The following is an 18,545-nucleotide window of genomic DNA, read 5'->3' on the forward strand; positions in this document are numbered from 1 at the left end:
TCCAGGCGGGCACGGTCGGCGGGCGCGACCCCGAACGCACGACGACCACCCGCCCGGGCGCGTGCCCTGGGCGGGTGGTCGTCGTGCGTGGTCGTCGTGCGTGCCGTGCCGGGGAGTTACTTGACGAGCGCGGCGAACTTGGCCAGCGACTCGATCAGCGCCTCCTGGGTGGCCTTGGTGACCTTGCCGGCCATCATCTGTACCGCGCCGCCCTTGACCTCGGACTCGATTCGCAGGATCGAACCGTCGCCGGACGCCTCGACGATGAAGATCTCGGTCATGATCACGCCCATCGGGCCCTTGCCGTCGAGGGCGAGGGACTTGCCCGCCTCGACGTCCTTGATCGTCCACTTGATGTCCGCCGGGAAGCCCATCAGCTTCATCTTCTCGTCGTACGCCACGCCGGCTTCGAGCTTCTCCGGGGCGCCGTTCGGGAACTCGACGTGCGGGACCATCCATTCGCCGAAGACGCTGTAGTCGGTCAGCTTCGCCCACACGGCCTCGGGACTGGCAGCGACCTCGACCTGCTCGTTGATGACGGGCATGCGTGTGTCCTCACGGTTTCGATCTGTTTCGATCTGCGGAGAGCTTGCGGCTCGGAGCATGGAGTGCACGGAACGTACCGCCGATATGTGACACAGTCAATGGTGTCGAGGAGTAAAAAGAGAACGTGTTCTAGTTAGCGTGTCGCCCGCGTTGACTACGCTCGGGCGGCATGACGAGCACGCTGCCGGGGATACCGCCCGGCCCGGAAACCGGGGCCGGGGGAGGGGCCGTCCTCGAAGCCGTGCTGGAGCGGATCACGTACCAAAACGACGAGAACGGCTGGACCGTCGCCCGGGTGGACACCGGCCGCAGCGGCACCGAACTGCTCACCGTGGTCGGCGCGCTGCTCGGCGCGCAGCCCGGCGAGTCGATTCGGATGCGCGGCCGGTGGGGCAGCCATCCGCAGTTCGGCAAACAATTCCAGGTCGAATCGTTCAGCACCGTGCTGCCGGCCACCGTGCAGGGCATCCGCCGCTACCTCGGCTCCGGGCTGATCAAGGGCATCGGCCCCAAGACCGCCGACCGGATCGTCGAGCACTTCGGGGTGCGCTCGCTCGATGTGATCGACGAGGACGCCACGCAGCTCATCCAGGTCCCGGGTCTGGGTCCCAAGCGCACCAAGCTGATCGCCGCCGCGTGGGAGGAGCAGAAGGCGATCAAGGAGGTGATGGTCTTCCTCCAGGGCATCGGGATCTCCACCTCTCCGGCGGTGCGGATCTTCAAGGAGTACGGCGACGCGTCGATCACCGTGGTGCGCACCGAGCCCTACCGGCTCGCCGCCGACGTGTGGGGGATCGGCTTCAAGACCGCCGACGCGATCGCCAAGGCGGTCGGGATACCGCACGACGCGCCGCAGCGGATCAAGGCCGGCCTGCAATACACGCTGTCCGAGGGCTCCGACAGCGGCCACTGCTACCTGCCCGCCGACGTCCTGGTCGACGCGGCGGTGAAGATCCTCGACGTGCCCTCCGACCTCGTGGTGCGCTGCCTGAACGACCTGATCGCGGAGGAGGGCGTGGTCTGCGAGGAACTGCCCGGCCCGGTCACCGTGTCCGGGACGCAGGGCGATCCGGTGCAGGCGGTCTACCTGGTGCCGTTCCACCGCGCCGAACTCTCCCTCGCCGGGCGGGTGCGCGCGCTGCTGGGCGCGCGCGAGGACCGGCTGGCCGCGTTCGCCGACCTGGACTGGACCCGGGCGCTGAGCTGGCTGCGCGGCCGCACCGGCACGGCGCTGGCACCCGAGCAGGAGCAGGCCGTACGGCTCGCGCTGACCAGCAAGGTCGCGGTGCTCACCGGCGGCCCGGGCTGTGGCAAGAGCTTCACGGTGCGATCCGTGGTCGAACTGGCCCGCGCGCGCGACGCGAAGGTGATCCTGGCCGCGCCCACCGGCCGGGCCGCCAAGCGGCTGGCCGAGCTGACCGGGTGCGAAGCGGCCACCGTGCACCGGCTGTTGCAGCTCCAGCCCGGCGGCAACGCGGCCTACGACCAGGACAAGCCGCTCGACGCCGACCTCGTGGTGGTCGACGAGGCGTCCATGCTGGACCTGCTGCTCGCCAACAAGCTGATCAAGGCGATACCGGCGGGCGCGCACGTGTTGTTCGTCGGCGACGTGGACCAGTTGCCCAGCGTCGGCGCCGGCGAGGTGCTGCGCGACCTGCTCGCGGCCGAACGGGTGCCCCGGGTGCGGTTGACCCAGATCTTCCGCCAGGCCCAGCAGTCGGGCGTGGTGACCAACGCACACCGGATCAACGCCGGCCGCCCGCCGGTCACCGACGGGCTGAACGACTTCTTCCTGTTCCCGGCGGAGGAGACCGAGGACGCGGCCACGTTGACCGTGGACGTGGTCGCCCGGCGCATCCCGCGCAAGTTCGGTCTGGACCCGCGCCGCGACATCCAGGTGCTCGCTCCCATGCACCGCGGCCCCGCCGGCGCCGGCGCGCTCAACCTGCTGCTTCAGCAGGCGCTCACCCCCTCGCGCGAGGGCCTGCCGGAGAAGCGGTTCGGCGGGCGCGTCTTCCGGGTCGGTGACAAGGTCACCCAGATCCGCAACAACTACGACAAAGGCGCCAACGGTGTCTTCAACGGCACCGGCGGGGTGGTCGTCGCGCTGTCCCCCGAGGAGCAGAAGCTCGTGGTGCGCACGGAGGAGGACGAGGAGGTCGACTACGACTTCGCCGAACTCGACGAGCTGTCGCACGCGTACGCGGTGACCATCCACCGCTCCCAGGGCAGCGAGTATCCGGCGGTGGTGGTGCCGGTGACCACGGGTGCCTGGATGATGCTCCAGCGCAATCTGCTCTACACCGCGATCACCCGCGCCAAGCGCCTGGTGGTGCTGGTCGGCTCGCGGCGCGCGCTCGGCCAGGCGGTGCGCACGGTGTCGGCGGGCAAGCGGTTCACGGGGCTGGCGCACCGGCTGCGCTAGGGGTGGGCCGGGGCGGTCGGGCCGCGCGTGATCCGGCCCCGCGTGGGCCGGCTCCGGGCCCGGAAACGCCGGACGCCGCCACCCCGAGGGGTGACGGCGTCCGAAGCGGTGGCGCGGGGTGCCGGCTAGCGGATCATCCGCAGGCCGATGCGCTCCACGCCCTTGCGGGCCATCGCCATCGCGGGCACGAGCAGGGCCAGGGTGACCTGGGTGGTCGCGCCCATGTTGAGCATCCATTCGCTGCCGGGCGCGTCGGCCGCCCAGGCGATCAGGCAGCTCATGCTCAGCCCGATCCCGGCCATGACCAGGATCGCCATGTTGCCCTGGGGCTTGGGGTACTCGATCCGACTGACCATCAGCCCGGACACGGCCACGATCAGCACCGCGGCCGGCGTGAACGGCAGGTCGAGCAGCACGATCGAGACGACCGTCATCGCGCCCATCGGGATGGGCATGCCCTGGAATACCCCTGGACGCCCCGGCGTGGTCGCGAATCTGGCCAGCCGCAGGACACCGGCGATCAGCACCGACAGCGCCACCAGTACCGCGGCCGGCGCCTGACCCGCGTTCACCGGCACGGCGGCCCAGGTGACCACGAAGAACGCCGGCGCGACACCGAAGGTGATCACGTCCGCGAGGTTGTCCAGCTGCGCGCCGAGCGAGGACATCCGCAGCTTGCGGGCGACCATGCCGTCACACAGGTCGCACAACGCGCCGACCAGCATCAGCACCACGGCCGCCGCCATGCCGCGCTCGGCCGAGACGCCGACGTCGCCGCCGCGCTGCGCCATCACCGAGCAGGCGAGGAAGTAGATCGCCATGAACCCGCACGCCGCGTTGCCCAGTGTGAGCACGTCGGCGACCGAGATCCGCGAGGACAGGCACGCCTGCGGATCGTCCTCGACCGGGGTGCCCAGGATGTTCAGCTCGGCGACATCCAGGTCGGCCGTATCGTCGTAGTCAGTCCCGGTCAAGACGTGTCTCTCCCGCCGTCGTCCGTTGTCCCACGGTCACCGCGGGCTCGACGCCCGGCGGCAGGTACACGTCCACGCGCGAGCCGAACCGGATCAGGCCGATGCGGTCGCCGCGGGCGACCTCGGTACCCGGCTCCAGATACGGCACGATGCGCCGCGCGACGGTGCCGGCGATCTGCACCAGCTCCACGTCGCCGATCGCGGTGTCGAAGATCCACACAACGCGCTCGTTGTGTTCGCTTTCCTTGTTGAACGCCGGAACGAATCCGCCGGCCTTGTGCTCCACGGACTTCACGACGCCGTCGAGCGGCGCACGGTTCACGTGCACGTTCAACGGGCTCATGAACGTCGCGACCCGGGTGCGGCCGTCGGGCCAGGGGTCGATGCTCTGGACCACGCCGTCGGCCGAGGCGATCACGCCGTCGCCGATGACGCGCTCCGGGTCACGGAAGAACCACAGCATGCCACCGGTGAGCGCCAGCGTCGGCACGGCCGCGAGGGCCCAGCGCCGGTTGCGCAGTGCGGCCAAACCGGTCAACGCGCCGGTCACGGCCGTCGGCACCAGCCAGGGAGAAGCTCCCTTGGCCAGGCGCGGCCGTTGCGTCGGCACGAACCCCGCCGAAGCCGGCGAGGGGGAATCGTCACTCATCGAGAACCTTTGTCGGGGGGCGTGCCCGTCGGTAACGGGCGGCACTCGGCGGATGCTACCTAGACGGAGGGCCATCGCGCTTCCGGCGGTGATTGCTCACGACGTACCGACTTTGCCCAAATCAGCGTAATTCGGACGCCGATCGAGTCATTTTCGGTCGTGGAACCGGTTGCCCGTATCCACAAGGTTGCCCTCCGCGCATGCCCGCTGTGAAGAGGCCGCGGGTCCCGCTCCCCGTACGCGGTCCGTGGCATCGATCACGTTGGCCGTAGCGTCCCTGTGGTGCCTGCCCCATGGTGAAGGCCAGGCCGGATCGTCACGAAACCGTGACACGGCGGAGGGTCGGTGACCCACCGCCGTGTTCCAAGGGTAAGGGGAGTTATGTGACGTTCCGTCAGTTGGGCGGCGAAACAAGGCCGACCATCGTGCCCGGGCGCTCCCCGGTGGGCTCGGCGTCGAGCACGGTGGGCACGCCGCGCACGATGGTGGCCCGTACCCCGGCCGGTCCGCGCGTGAAGCGCCACGAGCCGTCCGGGTTGTCGTAGCGCTTCTCCTCCGGCCGCACCTCGATCTCGTCGAGCGCGAACACCACGAGGTCGCCGGCCAGGCCGGGGGCGATCACGCCCCGGTCGCCCAGGCCGAAGAAGCCGGCGAGCTTGCCGGTGAGGTTGTGCACCGCCTGCTCGACGCTCAGCAGGCCGGTGTCGCGCACGTAGCGGGTGAGCAGATAGACGTTCTCGCCGGAGCCGCAGAACAGTTGCAGGTGCGCGCCGGAGTCGTTGATGTTGGTCAGCGTGTGCGGCTCGGCGAACAGGCCGGCCACGACGGGCTCGTCGAACGCGTCCGGGATGCCGCGCAGGCAGGACAGGATCCCGTTGTGGCCGATCCAGGTGGCCAGCGCGTCGGAGATGTGCAGCCCCTCCCGGTCGGCGTACTCCTTGAGCGAGATGCCCAGCGGGCCGTGCCCGGTCTCCGAGATGGCCAGGATCAGCGACTCGGGGCGATCCAGTCGAGATGTCGACGACGAGACCCGGTTGTCCCAGTCCTCGCGGGCCCGGGCCCGCCACTGCGGATCGGCCAGGGTGGCGAGCTTGGTCTCGGCCGGACCGTTGATCCAGTGGTTCCACGCGGCGACCCGCTGGAAGGTGAGCGCGCGCTCGAAGTTGAAGAACGGCTCCAGCGGTTTATGCGGCACGTTGGGCCAGAAGTCGACCCCGTCGGCGCGCAGCCTGCGGTGCAGCGCGATGGTCTGTTCGCGCAGGTAGTCCTCGCGAACGGTGGACGGGATGGCGGTCCACTGGGCCCGGATCCCGCGCGGCTTGCAGATGCGGGCGAAGCGCTCCACGTCGGCGTCGATGTTGTCCGGTTCGTTGAACCGGGTGATCAGTTGGAGGGTGGCCCCGGGGTGCCGGGCGAGCACGTCGGCCAGCGCCTCGAACTCGGCGTCCTCGGCGAGCCGGGTGGGCACGGGCTTGAGGTAGCGGTCCTTGTCGAAGACATTGGTCGACAAGCCGATAGCTCCATGAGTCAACGACTCGTCAAGCAGCGCGGCCATCTCGGCGATCTCCTCGCCGGTCGCCGCGCGCCCCCAGGACGCCTCCGCGCCCATCACCGTGGTGCGCAGGGTCAGGTGCCCGACGAACCCGGCCACGTTGACCGAGACGGCCTGACCCTCGACCGCGCGGCGGTACTCCGGCCAGCGCTCCCACGTCCACGGCACCTTGTCCTGGAAGGCGGAGAGGGGGAGGTCCTCCAGAAAGCAGAACAGATCGAGCACGGGCCCACGCGCACTCTCCCGCAACGGCGCCACCGACATCCCACAGTTGCCGAACACGACGGTGGTGGTGCCGTAGGCGGGCAACGGATCCAGATCCGGGTTCCACCACATGGCCCCGTCGACGTGCGTGTGCGCCTCGATGAACCCGGGCGCGACGTAGGCCCCGCCCGCCTCCACGACGCGCTCGGCGCCCCCGGCCGGCGCGAGCCCGGGCCCGACCTCCACGATCACGCCACCCCTGATCCGCACGTCGGCGGGGGTGGGGGGCGCTCCGGTCCCGTCGACGACGGTGCCTCCACGTACTAGCAGATCGGCCATGGGGCTTCTCCCTATTACTGGTGATTGCTGGTGATCACTGGTGATCGCCGGTGCCGGACCTGCCGGGGGGCGGGTACGGCTGGCAGCTTCCGGCTGGATTTACGTTACGTGTTGTAACTTAACCTGGTGAACTATTCAAGGGGGGTGAGCGGTTGGCGCGGGAGAGGGGCGGAGCGGGACGGAGCGGGGTGACGGGGCGGGAGGAGGGCGGCCGGGTCGGGTCCTCCGCGTGGCCTTCGAGGGGGTCGGGCGCTTGCGGCGGGCGTTGCGCCTTGGGTTGCGGGTGGCCGGTGCGGGGTTTGTCCGGCGCCAGGGGCCGGCCGCCGCCGGCGCTCGGGGCTCCGAGACGGAGGGCTCCCGACGAGACGGGTGTGTTGGTCGGCGAAAACCGGCTGGCAACGGGGGGCAGGGAGGGCGGCCGGGTTGGGTCCTCCGGGGGGGCTTTCCCGAGTGGGTCTGGTGGCTTTCGGCGGGCGTTGCGCTTGTGGTTGCGGGTGGCCGGTGCGGGGTTTGTCCGGTGACAGAGGTCGGCCGCCGCCGGCGCTCGGGGCTCCGAGACGGAGGGCTCTCGACGAGACGGGTGTGTTGGTCGGCGAAAACCGGCTGGCAACGGGGGGCAGGGAGGGCGGCCGGGTTGGGTCCTCCGGGGGGCTTTCCCGAGTGGGTCTGGTGGCTTTCGGTGAGCGTTGCGCTTGTGGTTGCGGGTGGCCGGTGCGGGGTTTGTCCGGTGACAGAGGTCGGCCGCCGCCAGCGCTCGGGGCTCCGAGACGAAGGGCTCCCGACGAGACGAGCGGCTTGCTCACCGAAAACCGGCTGGCAACGGGGGAGCGGGAGGGCGGCCGGGTTGGGTCCTCCGGAGGGCTTTTCCGAGTGGGTCGGGGCGCTTCGGGGGCGTTTGAAGAGGAGTTGGGGTTCGAAACCGGATCGCGATCGGTGGTTGTGGGCTTCGAGCTTCGGTGACCTGCGGTTTTGTGGTGTCGAGGGCGTAAGTAGGACGTCGAGTGCCGGTTTCGTGTGCCCCGGCCCCCTCGACGCCGCTGTGAAGACCGAATTCGCGCACTCACAGCCGATTTCAGGGGTTACGACCCCACCGAGGCCGTCGAGGAGACCGAAAGTGCCCACCGGGCGCCGAAGCCGGATCCCGAGGCGCCCGAAACAGCGGCCACCCGCACTGACCTGCGGTTTTCTCCCACACCGAGGTTCCGGCACCTGCGCAATCCGGGTTCGTGAACCTTCGTCAGCCACATGCCACCGCCCGCCGAAAGCCACCCGACCCACTCGGGAAGGTTGCCCGGAGGACTCGACCCGGCCGCCCTCCCTGCCCCCCGTTGCCAGCAGGTTTTCGGTGAGCAACGTGCTCGTCTCGTCGGGGTTTCGAGTCTTGGAGCCCCGTACGCTGGCGGCGGCCGACCCCTGTCACCGGACAAACCCCGCACCGGCCACCCGCAACCACACGCGCGACGCCTGCCGGAATCACCCGGCCCACCCGAAGAGGTGCCCCGGAGGACTCGACCCGGCCGCCCTCCCTGCCCCCCGTTGCCAGCAGGTTTTCGGTGAGCAACGTGCTCGTCTCGTCGGGGTTTCGAGTCTTGGAGCCCCGTACGCTGGCGGCGGCCGACCTCTGTCACCGGACAAACCCCGCACCGGCCACCCGCAACCACACGCGCAACGCTCACCGAAAACCACCAGACCCACTCGGGAAAGCCCCCCGGAGGACCCAACCCGGCCGCCCTCCCCGCCCCCCGTTGCCAGCCGGTTTTCGCCGACCAACACACCCGTCTCGTCGAGAGCCCTCCGTCTCGGAGCCCCGAGCGCCGGCGGCGGCCGACCTCTGTCACCGGACAAACCCCGCACCGGCCACCCGCAACCCAAGGCGCGACGCCCGCCGGAAACGCCTGGCCCCCTCGGCGAGGCTCCGGCGGCAGGGCTGACCCGCTCCCACCCCCCGCCGTGTCAGCGCCCTTCGTTGCCACCGCCACCGGTCGGCGGGCGGCGGATGCCTTCGAAGATTCGGGCGAAGCTTTCCTTGCCGTGGCCTGCTGTGATTTGGCGGTCGATCAGGTGTTGTACGACGGCGATTACCTCCGTGCCCACGCCCTGGTCTCGGCCGGCCTCGGCGATGGTGTCGACGGCGGCCTTGTTGAACGTCAGGCTCTGGGTTTCGGCCGTGTAGTCGGCGCTGTCGAAGTGCTCCGCGTGGCCCGCCAGGCCGCCGGTCATCGCGGTGAGCCAGGGGGCCGCCATCTCGGCGAACTCGGCTGCCGGGACGCCTTCGCTGCCGACCAGGGCGGCGCCGTAGGCGAAGCCGGCGAACATCGAGTACATCGAGCCGAGCAGGGCCAGGTCGTAGAGCGAGGCCAGGCCCGCGTCCTCGCCGAACCAGCGTGCGCCGCCGAGCAGTTCGAGCAGGTTGCGGTGGGTGTCGAAGGCCGCCTGCGAGCCGCTGTACAGGAGCGAGGCGACGGGCAGGCCGATCATCTCCGGGATGGCCATGATCGCGCCGTCGAGGTATTCGATCCCGTGTTCGGCGGCCCAGGTCGCGGTCTCCCGGGCCTGATTCGGGGTCACCGTGGTCACGTTGACCACCAGGCGGCCGGCGAGCGGGTCGACCAGCGCGGCCAGCGTGTCGCGGACCGACGCGTCGTCGAGGAGGCACACCACGACCACCGGCGAGGCGCGGACCGCTTCGGCGGCGCTCGGGGCAAGCGTGACGCCGCCCTGGGCGACCAGGTCGTCGGCGCGGCCGGCGGAGCGGTTCCAGACGGTGGTGGGGTGACCGCCCCGGTGGATCGCGCCGGCGATGGCCCGGCCCATCGCGCCGAGGCCGAGGACGGTTACGGGGGTGTGGGGCTGCTGCGCGTTCATGGGTTCTTCTCCAGGTGTGACGAGGAATGGGAGGGGAGGGGACGGGAGGGGACGGGAGGGGAGGGAGTGGGAGGCGGGCGAGACGTTGGTGTTCGGCGCCGGGATCCATCCTTGATCGACGCACTCCAGTCGACAAGTACCTACTAATTTGTGAGGTACTAACGAATTGGTAAGTATCGAGGCGGGCAGCCATGGCGCCGGCCGTTCGTGTCGCCCTCCGGCTCGGAATCGGGGGAACTCCCCACGTCCTGCGAACAGGTGGTCGGTTTTCGCCCGGACGTCTTTCGGCGTCCATCCGGGACCGGCACAATCGCCGCCATGGCGATGATCGAGACCCGCGAACCCGTCGGCGAGCGGCTGAAGTCCGGTGTGCTCGGGCTTCTTTCCGGCGGCGTGATCGGCGGCGCGCTGGGCTGCTTCGTGGTCGGGTGCATCCTGGAGCGCTGGCAGATCTGCGTGATCGGGGTCGGGCTCTTCCTGCTCAACATGGCCGCGTGGGCCGTCGGTGGGCGCGTCCAGCGGACCCGGGACGTCCGCGCGCCGGCCCGCCTTGCGCTGGCCGTGATCGAGAGCCGGCGCGCCCTCGGCAGCGATACGGCCGACATCCCGGTCGAGTTCGAGTTGACCGTGGCGCCGGACGAGCGCACGGCGTACCGGGTGAAGATGCGTCAGGACCTCAACCTGGTCGACATCCCCGACTACCGGCCGCGTGGGGTCGTGGTCGTGGAGTACCGCCCCGACGACCTGTGGGACGTCAAACTCGTCACCGAGCCGACCGAGGAGTGGGCCCGGCGGGCGAGTGTGGAGACGGTGGACTCCGCGCCGGAGTCCGCCATGGTCGAGGCTCCGGCCGGTGACGGTTCGTTCTGCCTGCTCGCCACACTCGGCCTGCTGGTCGGCGCGGGGATCGTGGTGCTGCTCTTCCGGGCGGAACTGGCCGACGAGATCGGCGATTCGACTACGACGACCACGTCCTCCTCGTCCTCCTCCTCGTCCGAGACGACGGTCACGAGCAGCGTCTCGGCGAGTACGACCGTCTCCGGCACCGCGTCGTCCGACTCGATGCTGGCCGATGGGGAACTCCGCCGGCTGGTCGGTTCGCTGGTGAGCGGGATGCACACGGGCAATGCCGCCACGTTCACCATCGACGAGCACGGGATCTCGATGAAGGGCGTGCTCGGCACCCCGGCCGACCCCGGCGCGGTGATCGACGTGAATACGCTGCCGCTGGAGCGGTTGCCCGCACTGGTACGCACCGCGCAGACCAAACTGGGCATCGCCGAGCCGAATTCGTGGCGGATCACCTTCGAGCCGGCCGCCGGCTCCGGGGCCGTGGTCATCCGGGTGACCGTGACCGGGTCCGAGGGGAAGGCGTCGCTGGAGGCGGATACCGAGGGCCGGATCACCAAGCGCAATCCGCGCTGAGGTCGACCGGGCCGGTCCGTCGCGCTCGCGCCGGCACGGGATCATCGGGTTCGTGATCCGCCGTCACCGTCCCGCGAACCCGGGTGAATCCTTTTGCGCCCGCCGCGCCTCTCATGCGTGTGCGGACGACCACCTCGTCCGCCCGCATCCCATCGGGAGGACCCCATGACCGTAGTCGTCATCGTCGTCGCGGCAGCCGCGCTGCTGCTGTGCGTGTGCACCGTCACGCTGCGCCGCCGGAGGCGTCAGCGTGGCTGACCACACCTGGCCCGGCGCGGTCCTGGTCGCCGCCGCGCAGCGCGGGGACGTCGACGCGCTCACCGCGCTGGTGCACGGCTCCCACCCGCACGTGCGCCGCTTCGCGCACACATTGTGCGCCACCCCCCAGGACGCGGAGGACGCCGCCCAGGAGGCGCTGATCATCCTCTATCGCAAGATCGGCATGCTGCGCGCCTCGGGGGCACTGGCGTCGTGGATGTTCCGGATCGTCCGCAACGAGTGCCTGCGTCGCACGCGTGCCCTGGTCCACCACGCGTCGGCCGATGGGTCCGACCCGTTCGACATCCCGGGCGGCGCCGCGCGCTCCGCCGAGGAGGACGCCCTGCTGCGTCTGGAGGCCGAGCGGGTCGCGGCCGCCGTCGCGGCCCTGCCCGACGACCTGCGGCAGGTGCTGGTCATGCGGGACATCCAGGGGCTGCCCGGCCGGATGGTCGCCGACCGGCTCGGGATCGGCACCGCCGCGATGAAGTCCCGCCTGCATCGAGCCCGTTCGGCGGTACGCGAGGCCCTGCGCGACGAGCCGTCCCGTAGTGAGGAGAACCGACGATGACGCCCGACTCGACTCCGACCACGCTCGCGAAGACACGCGCCGCCGAGCCCGATTCGGTTCGGCCGGCCGCCCACGACGCGCAGGCCGCCCTCGCCGCGCACGCCGTTCACGTCGTGCCCAAGCCCGGCGGCTTCGCCAGTGCCACCGTCCCGCGCCATCTGGCCCGGGGCGCCGTCGGGTTCGGCGCGCTCGTCGCGTCACTGGCCCTGCTGCCGGTCGCCGGTTGGGTGAGCCTGCTGCTCGCGCCGGTCGGCCTGCTCGCGTTGCGCGGTTGCCCGATGTGCTGGGCGATCGGCCTGATGGAGACCATCTCGGCCGGCCGGCTGCGCCGCTCCTGCGCGAACGGGAGGTGCGAACTCACCCGCCCCGCCAAGTAGGGGCCACGCGTCCGGCGGATCCTGCCGAGCCGGGATCCGCCGGGCCGACCCCGGCCCAGGACCCGAGCCCCGCCCAGGACCCGAGCCCGGCCGGAAGCCCAAGCCCACCCCCGCAAACCGCGAAGACGCGGCCCGGCCTCACAGCCACGACATGGCGGACCCGTCATCGCTGTTGTCGTAGCCCGGGATCACGTGCTCGTAGGTCTCGTACGGGTTCGTGACGTCGAAGATGCGCGGGTTGTCGAACTGGACGTAAAGCGTGCGCCGACGGGCGGCCCCGGTCGCGGCCGGGCCCGCGTGCATCCCGCACCCCATGTGCACGGTCACATCGCCCGGTTCGGTGGTCATCCCCACCACCGGCAGCCGTGCCCACTGCTCCGCCGTGTAGCGCTCGTGCGCCACCGTGCCCCACGAGCCCGCGAGCGCGTACAGCTGTGAACTGTCCTGGGTCACCGCATCGAGCCGGATGCCCACGTGCACGCGCGGACACGTGATCGGACAACCGCCGAGTGCGCAGTCCTTGTGCCAGGGCAGGTCCGGGATGGACAGCGGCTCGGGCGCGGTGCCGAACTCCTTGAGCACGGCGATCTGTCCGGAGTCCCGGTCGGTCACCGCGACCACGTCCTGACCCGCGAGGCCGCACAACATGCGCACGGTCGGGTCGTCGGCCAGCGCGGCGATGCGCGGCGAGCGCATGCCCAGATAGGTCAGCCGGTAGGGCGAGCGCCGACCGGCCGGGTCCGCGGCCCACAACGAACCCCGGTCGCCGTCGCGGCACAACCCGCGAATGCGGTCGACCTCACCGGCCAACTCCTCGACCCGGTCCGCGTCGAAGACCTGACGTACCACCAGATAGCCGGTGGTGCGCAGGAAATGCGCCATCTCATCCGGTTCGTCCCGAGTGGTGAAGTCGCGGTGCAGGTCGATCGGCCGATCCGCCAGGTCGCGCAGATCGAGGGCCTCGGGGTGGTAGATCGGCGTGCCGGAGTACATGCAGCGGATCGCCGGCTCCCAGGTGTCCCAGTCGGCGAAGGTGCCGCGTACGAAGCGCACCGCGTGCGACTCGACCAGGCCGCGGCTGGTGCGCAGTTCGTACAGGTAGTCCTGCCACGCGCCGGAGGCCAGCTCGACGACCAGTTCGGCGTCCGCACTGACCCCCGGCACGATGCGCACCTCGCCCCGGTCCTCGACATAGCTGTACGCCGAACCGTCGGGCATGCACAGGGCGATCGGGGCGCGGCCGGCCACGTCCCAGGCGACCCGTTCGCCGAGCCCGCCCTCGAGGCGACGCGGCAGTTCCACCCGATGGAACGAATCGAAGCACACGACCGGCCAGCCCAACACACTGAACGTGCCTCGGTCGGCGTCGTGCGCCACCGCCGATCCCGCGCCCGCTATCCCCATTGCCCCGTCCTCCCCGTTGTGCACCCGGCACACCGGCCGGGTCGTCACCAACGGTAGGCAAACAGCGTCAGAACAGCGTCAGAGCAGCGCGAAAGCGCAAGGTGACAGCCAGTCAGCTCCCCAGCGGTACGCCGGTGTCCGGCGACTCCCCGAGCAATCGCACCGCGTCCTGAAGCGTACGCTCCGCGTGTCCGGGCAGGCCCAGTTCGACGCAGCGCGCGTGTGCCGCGGCGAAGTGCGCGCGGGCCGCGGCCTCGTCGCCGACCAGCGCGGACAGGCCGCCGAGCACCCGGCGCACCGGGCCGAGCGAGGAGCCGGTCCAGTCCAGGTGGTCCGCGTACGGCGCCAGCGCTTCGGCCACGAGCAATCCCCGCTCGGTGTCGCCCAGTTCCAGGGCCACCTCGCCGAGCCGCATCAACGAGCCGGTCCACAGCAGGTCCACCGGGATGGTCGCGAAGCCCGGTACGCACAGGGCGTGGAACTCCTCGCGCGCAGACTTGGGATCCGCCGACGCGGACGCCGCCCAACACGCCTGTACCCGCCACCAGGACACGTCCCGGGACCAGCCGGCCGCCACCCCCGCCCGCCGCGCCATCACGCCCAGCCGGCCCTGCTCCCAGCGCACCGCCAGGATCTGCGACAGGTTGAACGAGCGCACCGCCTCGCGCGGCAGCCCCGAACGGCGGGCCAGCCGCAGCGCGTCGGCCAGTACGTCCGCGGCCCGCGCGGTGCGTCCGCGCAGCAACTCCAGGCCGCAGCGGTAGATCAGCACCTCCCACGTGAACCACGGGTGGCGCAACCGGCGGGCGACCCGCTGCGCCTGCGCGTACTCGCGCTCCGCGGCCGGGATCGCGCCGCACACCACCAGGTCGTAGGCCTGGTTCAAGTGGCTGCGAAACAACGACTCCTGATCACCGGTCAGCCCGGACAACACGGTCAACTCGCTGCTCATCCGCAGCCGCTCCTCGACCAGGTCGGGCCCGGACGCGGCCAGGTGGTGCGCCTCCAGGCCCTGGGCCAGCGCATCGTGCGAGCCCGATTCGCGGGCCGCCTCCAGGGCTTCGTAGAGCATGCTCAGCCGGGCCTCGCGGTCCTGTCCGAAGGTGAGCGCCACCGCGAGCGCGGCCAGCAGCAGCGAGCGCAGCGCGATGTCGGCGGGCAGCGCGGACGCGATCGGCAGCGCGGCCAGCGCCTCGCGCAGCAGGGCGACCAACTCCAGGTCCACGCCCACCTGGTACACCTGCCCCAGGCGGACCATGGCCAGCGCCACCCGGCCGAGCCGACGCGAGTCGGAGAGCGCCCTGGCCTCCTCGGCGGCGCGGCGCAGCACCTCGCGGCAGCGCCGGTCGCCGCACCGGTCCAGCGCGGCGCCGCGCGAGAGCAGCAGGTCGCAGCGGGTCTCCGGGGCGGGGTCGGTGACCATCGGCAGCACCTCCAGGGCCTGCCGGTAGTGCTCGGCGGCGACCTCGAACGCGCCGCCGTCGCGTGCCTCGTCGCCCGCCCGGCGGGCGTAGTCCAGGGCCCGGCGGGCCTCGCCGAAGCGGCAGGCCAGTCGGAAGTGGTGGGCCAACTCGGGCAGGTGGGCGTCCCGATCGCCCCGGGCCTCCAGCGCGAGGCCCACCTTGCGGTGCAGTTGCAGGCGGCGCGCGGTGGGCAGTTCCTGGTAGAGCGTGGAGCGGACCAGGGCGTGGACGAAGGTGAAGCGGCCCGGGCGGTCGGTCTCCTCGCCGCGCACCACGTGCGCGCGTTCCGCGTCGTCGAGCGCGTCCACGACGGTGTCGAAGCCGCCGGGGTGCACCGCCGCGACCAGGTCGATGTCGAACGCCGGACCGACCACCGCCGCCACGGTCAGCGCCTCCAGGGTGGACTGCGGCAGACCGAGCAGCCGTTGGCGCAGCACGTTGCGCACCCGGCGCGGAACATCGGCGGGCACGCTCTTCCCCAGCGCCGACCAGTCGCTGACGTCGGCCCACTGGCGCAGCAGTTCGGTCGCCAGGAGCGGATTGCCGTCGCTGAGTTCGCGCAGTACGTGGGCCCGGACGCCCTCGGCACGCGGCGGCAGCGGGCCGGCCAGTACGTGGGCCAGTTCGACCAGGGCGGCCACGTCCAGGCCGCCGAGCGGCACATGCAGCGGGTGCAGGTCGCGGTAGAGGTCGGCGATCAGCCGGGTCATCGGATGCACCGAGCCCAGACCGGTGTCCCGGAAGGCGATCACCATCACCGCGCGGGTGCCGACCAGGGCGCGGGCGACATGCCGCAGCATCAGCATGGTCGAGGTGGAGGACCAGTGCACGTCGTCGAGCAGCAGGATCAGGTCGCGCTCGCCGGCGGCGTGCCGGAACACCCCGGCGACCGCCTCGAACAGCCGATAGCGCTCGGTGTCCGAGTCGGGCGGCCCTTGCGGCTGGGTCAGGCCCGCGGGCTCCAGCGGCAGTTCGGGCAGCAGCCGGTGCAACTCGCCGCCCAGGTCGCCGACCCGCTCGCGCAGTTCCTCGGCCGCCACGTCGCCGAGATGGGCGCGCAGCATGGTCACGAACGGTTGGAAGGGCGCGGCCACGCCCTCGTCGCTGCGTCCGGTCAGCACCAGAGCGTCCCGGCCGGCGCGGGTGGCGAACTCGCCGAGCAGAAAGGACTTGCCGATGCCGGCGTCGCCGCTGACCAGGATCACCCGCGAGCCGACCTCGGCCCGGGTGGACTCCTCGAGCAGGCGCAACTCGGCGGAGCGGCCCACGATAGGCCCGGGCGCTCCGTGCGGGAACACGTCGTGCGCCGAGCGGGTCGGGGCGGGCGCGGGCGGCGCGTCCAGGCCGGGGGTCGGTGAGGCGAAGCGGGCGGCGGGCGCGGGCACCGGCAGCGGTTGCGGCGTGGCGTCGCCGAGCAGGCGCAGGAACGCCGACTCGGTCTCGGGCGAGGGGCCCACGCCCAGTTCGGAGTTGAGCAGCCGCCGACACCGCTCGTAGGCGCGCAGCGCGGCCGCGCGGTCGCCGCCGGCGGCGTGCGCGGTCATCAAAAGGCGGTGGCTGCTCTCCCGGAACGGGTCCAGGTCGACCAGTTGGGCGGCGCGGGTCACGGCCGCGTCGGCGCGGCCCAGGTGCAGTTCGGTGGTCACCGACACGGCGAGCGCGCGCAGTCGGGCCGAACGCCAGCGGGTGCGGCGCTCGTTCACCCAGTCGCCGTCCAGGCCGGGCAGAAACGGCAGGGCGAGGATCTCGTGCGCGTCGTGCGCGCGGGTCCTGGCCTGCGCGAACGCGCCGTGCACGGCCAGTGCCTCGGCCTCGATCAGGGCGCTTTCCGCGGCCTCCACGTCGACCTCGGTCCCCTCGGGCAGGGACAACACGTAGCAGCCGGCCCGGTGGCGCAACACCGACGACGCGTCGTAGCCGGCCTGCCCCAGGAAGCCGCGCACCCGGCTGAGCACCCCGCGCAGCGCGCCCTCCCACGACTTGGGGGCCTGCTCGGGCCACAGCAGCGCGGCCAACTCCTCGCGCGGCACCGGGTGTCGGCGGCCGAGCGCGAGTGCGGCGAAGACGAGCCGGGCCTGCGGTCCGCCCAGCAGGTCCTCCGCGGCGCGACCCGCGGGGCCGTCGACGCAGACATGGCCGAGAACACGTACCCGGACCACCATGCGACGGACCCCCCTCCTGCTGTCGTCGGTGCGACGACCGATTCCCCGGCGCCGGTCCGGGAGCGGTTCGAAGGACCCCGCGCGCCACATCGTACGAACCGAACGGTGCGCCCGGCGGCCAATTGCGCCGGCGCCCAGGTCACAACCCGGCCAATCGCTTGATCCCTACCAGGGTTTGTCGCAAGCTTCGATCCGCACCCGCGCGCTCCCGAACGGGCGGTCGATCGGGCGGTCGGACGGGTCCGTTCGCGGGGCGGGTCGTCGGCGTGGACGATCGGCGGCGGGGCAGACGGTGGGTGGGCCCGGACACGCGGGTCCGACGGGTTGTCGACGGGATCGATGGGTTCGGTGGGATCGAGCGGGTGACCGGGGACGGTCGGGCCCGTTCGCATCCGGGCGGGGAGGAGCAGGGATGAGCCTGGACGATTGGCAGTTGCCGCCCGCGCGGGAGGGGCGGCCCGCGCCGGAGGAGTTGGAGGCGCGGCGTCGCGGCACGGCGGCGTACCGCGAGGAACCCGAGGAAGGGGTGGCGGTCGCCCGACGCCTGGTGGGCGGCGTGCCGTGCACGTTCCTGGAGGTGCCGGTCCCGGCGCTGACGCTGCTCTACTTCCACGGTGGCGGCTATCGCATGGGCGACGCCGAGGGCTGGCTGGGGATCGCGTCGCGGATCGCGCTCGCGGCCCGGGCGCGGGTGATCCTGGTCGAGTACCGGCTCGCGCCGGAGGCGCCGTTCCCCGCCGCGCTGCACGACGCGGCGAGCGTGTACGACGCGCTCGTGACGGTGGAGGAGGAGGGCCTGGACGCGGCGCCGTTCGTGGGCGGCGACTCGGCGGGCGGCGGGCTGGCGGCGGCGCTCGCGATCGCGGCCCGGGGTGCGCGGGTGCCGATGCCGGCGGGCCTCGTGCTGTTGTCCGCGTGGTTGGACCTGACGGTGACCAAGCCCACATACGACTCGAACGCGGCCACGGACCTGTTCATCTCGAAGCGGTCGCTGCGCGAGGCCGCCGAGATCTACCTGCAACTGCACGACCCGAGCGACCCGTTGGCCTCCCCGCTGTTCGCCGACCTGTCGGGCCTGCCGCCGATACTGCTCCTGGCCTCCTGCCACGAGGCCCTGCTCGGCGACACCACGGCATTCGCCTCCCGAGCCGCCGCGGCCGGCGTCCCGGTCCAGGCCCACCTGGTCCCCGACGTCCCCCACGCCTGGCCCGCCATCGACCCGGAAATCCCCGAATCCACCACGGCCATCGGCACGATAGCCCGATTCCTGACGACGACGTCGGCGCCCTGACGCCAAGCCGGGAGCCGGCCGGCCCGGGGCGCGCGGCCGG

The 18,545-nt window shown here is 71.7% G+C and carries 12 protein-coding genes; 5 read left to right on the plus strand and 7 right to left on the minus strand.

Going from position 1 to position 18,545, the window contains the following annotated elements; all coding sequences use genetic code 11:
• Positions 1 to 116: 116 nt before the first annotated feature.
• On the minus strand, positions 117 to 545 hold the full coding sequence (locus B4N89_RS24270) for a type II toxin-antitoxin system Rv0910 family toxin (protein ID WP_160161847.1): 429 nt from the start codon (positions 543 to 545) through the stop codon (positions 117 to 119).
• Between the two features lie 170 nt (positions 546 to 715).
• Between B4N89_RS24270 and B4N89_RS24275 the strand changes: the two genes are divergently transcribed.
• The gene (locus B4N89_RS24275; protein WP_078977921.1) at positions 716 to 2,971 is read left to right on the plus strand and encodes an ATP-dependent RecD-like DNA helicase; all 2,256 of its coding nucleotides are present in this window, start codon (positions 716 to 718) and stop codon (positions 2,969 to 2,971) included.
• 125 nt (positions 2,972 to 3,096) lie between these two features.
• Here the strand turns inward: B4N89_RS24275 and pssA are convergent, their stop codons facing one another.
• From pssA to B4N89_RS24295, 4 genes are all read right to left on the minus strand, one after another.
• Positions 3,097 to 3,945, minus strand: coding sequence for a CDP-diacylglycerol--serine O-phosphatidyltransferase (gene pssA, locus B4N89_RS24280; RefSeq protein ID WP_078977922.1), 849 nt, complete (start codon positions 3,943 to 3,945; stop codon positions 3,097 to 3,099).
• Positions 3,932 to 4,594: a phosphatidylserine decarboxylase gene (locus tag B4N89_RS24285; RefSeq protein WP_078977923.1), complete on the minus strand. Its 663-nt coding sequence runs from the start codon at positions 4,592 to 4,594 to the stop codon at positions 3,932 to 3,934. Before B4N89_RS24285 ends, pssA begins: the two co-directional genes overlap by 14 nt.
• 394 nt (positions 4,595 to 4,988) lie before the next feature.
• Complete coding sequence (locus B4N89_RS24290) at positions 4,989 to 6,689, minus strand: N-acyl-D-amino-acid deacylase family protein (protein ID WP_078977924.1); 1,701 nt, start codon at positions 6,687 to 6,689, stop codon at positions 4,989 to 4,991.
• Between the two features lie 1,953 nt (positions 6,690 to 8,642).
• On the minus strand, positions 8,643 to 9,554 hold the full coding sequence (locus B4N89_RS24295) for an NAD(P)-dependent oxidoreductase (protein WP_078977925.1): 912 nt from the start codon (positions 9,552 to 9,554) through the stop codon (positions 8,643 to 8,645).
• A 318-nt stretch (positions 9,555 to 9,872) separates the two neighbouring features.
• Here B4N89_RS24295 and B4N89_RS24300 point away from each other — a divergent pair, with 318 nt between their 5' ends.
• The 3 genes from B4N89_RS24300 (at position 9,873) to B4N89_RS24310 (ending at position 12,185) form a co-directional block, all read left to right on the plus strand.
• On the plus strand, positions 9,873 to 10,979 hold the full coding sequence (locus B4N89_RS24300; protein ID WP_078977926.1) for a hypothetical protein: 1,107 nt from the start codon (positions 9,873 to 9,875) through the stop codon (positions 10,977 to 10,979).
• Between the two features lie 250 nt (positions 10,980 to 11,229).
• A complete protein-coding gene (locus B4N89_RS24305) occupies positions 11,230 to 11,808 on the plus strand; it encodes an RNA polymerase sigma factor (RefSeq protein ID WP_078977927.1) in 579 nt (192 codons plus the stop codon).
• Complete coding sequence (locus B4N89_RS24310) at positions 11,805 to 12,185, plus strand: hypothetical protein (RefSeq protein WP_321170709.1); 381 nt, start codon at positions 11,805 to 11,807, stop codon at positions 12,183 to 12,185. Before B4N89_RS24305 ends, B4N89_RS24310 begins: the two co-directional genes overlap by 4 nt.
• A gap of 138 nt (positions 12,186 to 12,323) precedes the next feature.
• Here B4N89_RS24310 and B4N89_RS24315 read toward each other — a convergent pair whose 3' ends face one another.
• Together B4N89_RS24315 and B4N89_RS24320 are read right to left on the minus strand one after the other, a co-directional pair.
• A complete protein-coding gene (locus tag B4N89_RS24315; RefSeq protein ID WP_078977928.1) occupies positions 12,324 to 13,589 on the minus strand; it encodes a phytanoyl-CoA dioxygenase family protein in 1,266 nt (421 codons plus the stop codon).
• Positions 13,590 to 13,701: 112 nt separating this feature from the next.
• Positions 13,702 to 17,214, minus strand: coding sequence for an ATP-binding protein (locus B4N89_RS24320; RefSeq protein ID WP_161500804.1), 3,513 nt, complete (start codon positions 17,212 to 17,214; stop codon positions 13,702 to 13,704).
• A gap of 412 nt (positions 17,215 to 17,626) precedes the next feature.
• Between B4N89_RS24320 and B4N89_RS24325 the strand changes: the two genes are divergently transcribed.
• The gene (locus B4N89_RS24325) at positions 17,627 to 18,505 is read left to right on the plus strand and encodes an alpha/beta hydrolase fold domain-containing protein (protein WP_078977930.1); all 879 of its coding nucleotides are present in this window, start codon (positions 17,627 to 17,629) and stop codon (positions 18,503 to 18,505) included.
• Positions 18,506 to 18,545: the final 40 nt, after the last annotated feature.

This window comes from Embleya scabrispora, from assembly GCF_002024165.1.
GTDB lineage: Bacteria > Actinomycetota > Actinomycetes > Streptomycetales > Streptomycetaceae > Embleya > Embleya scabrispora_A.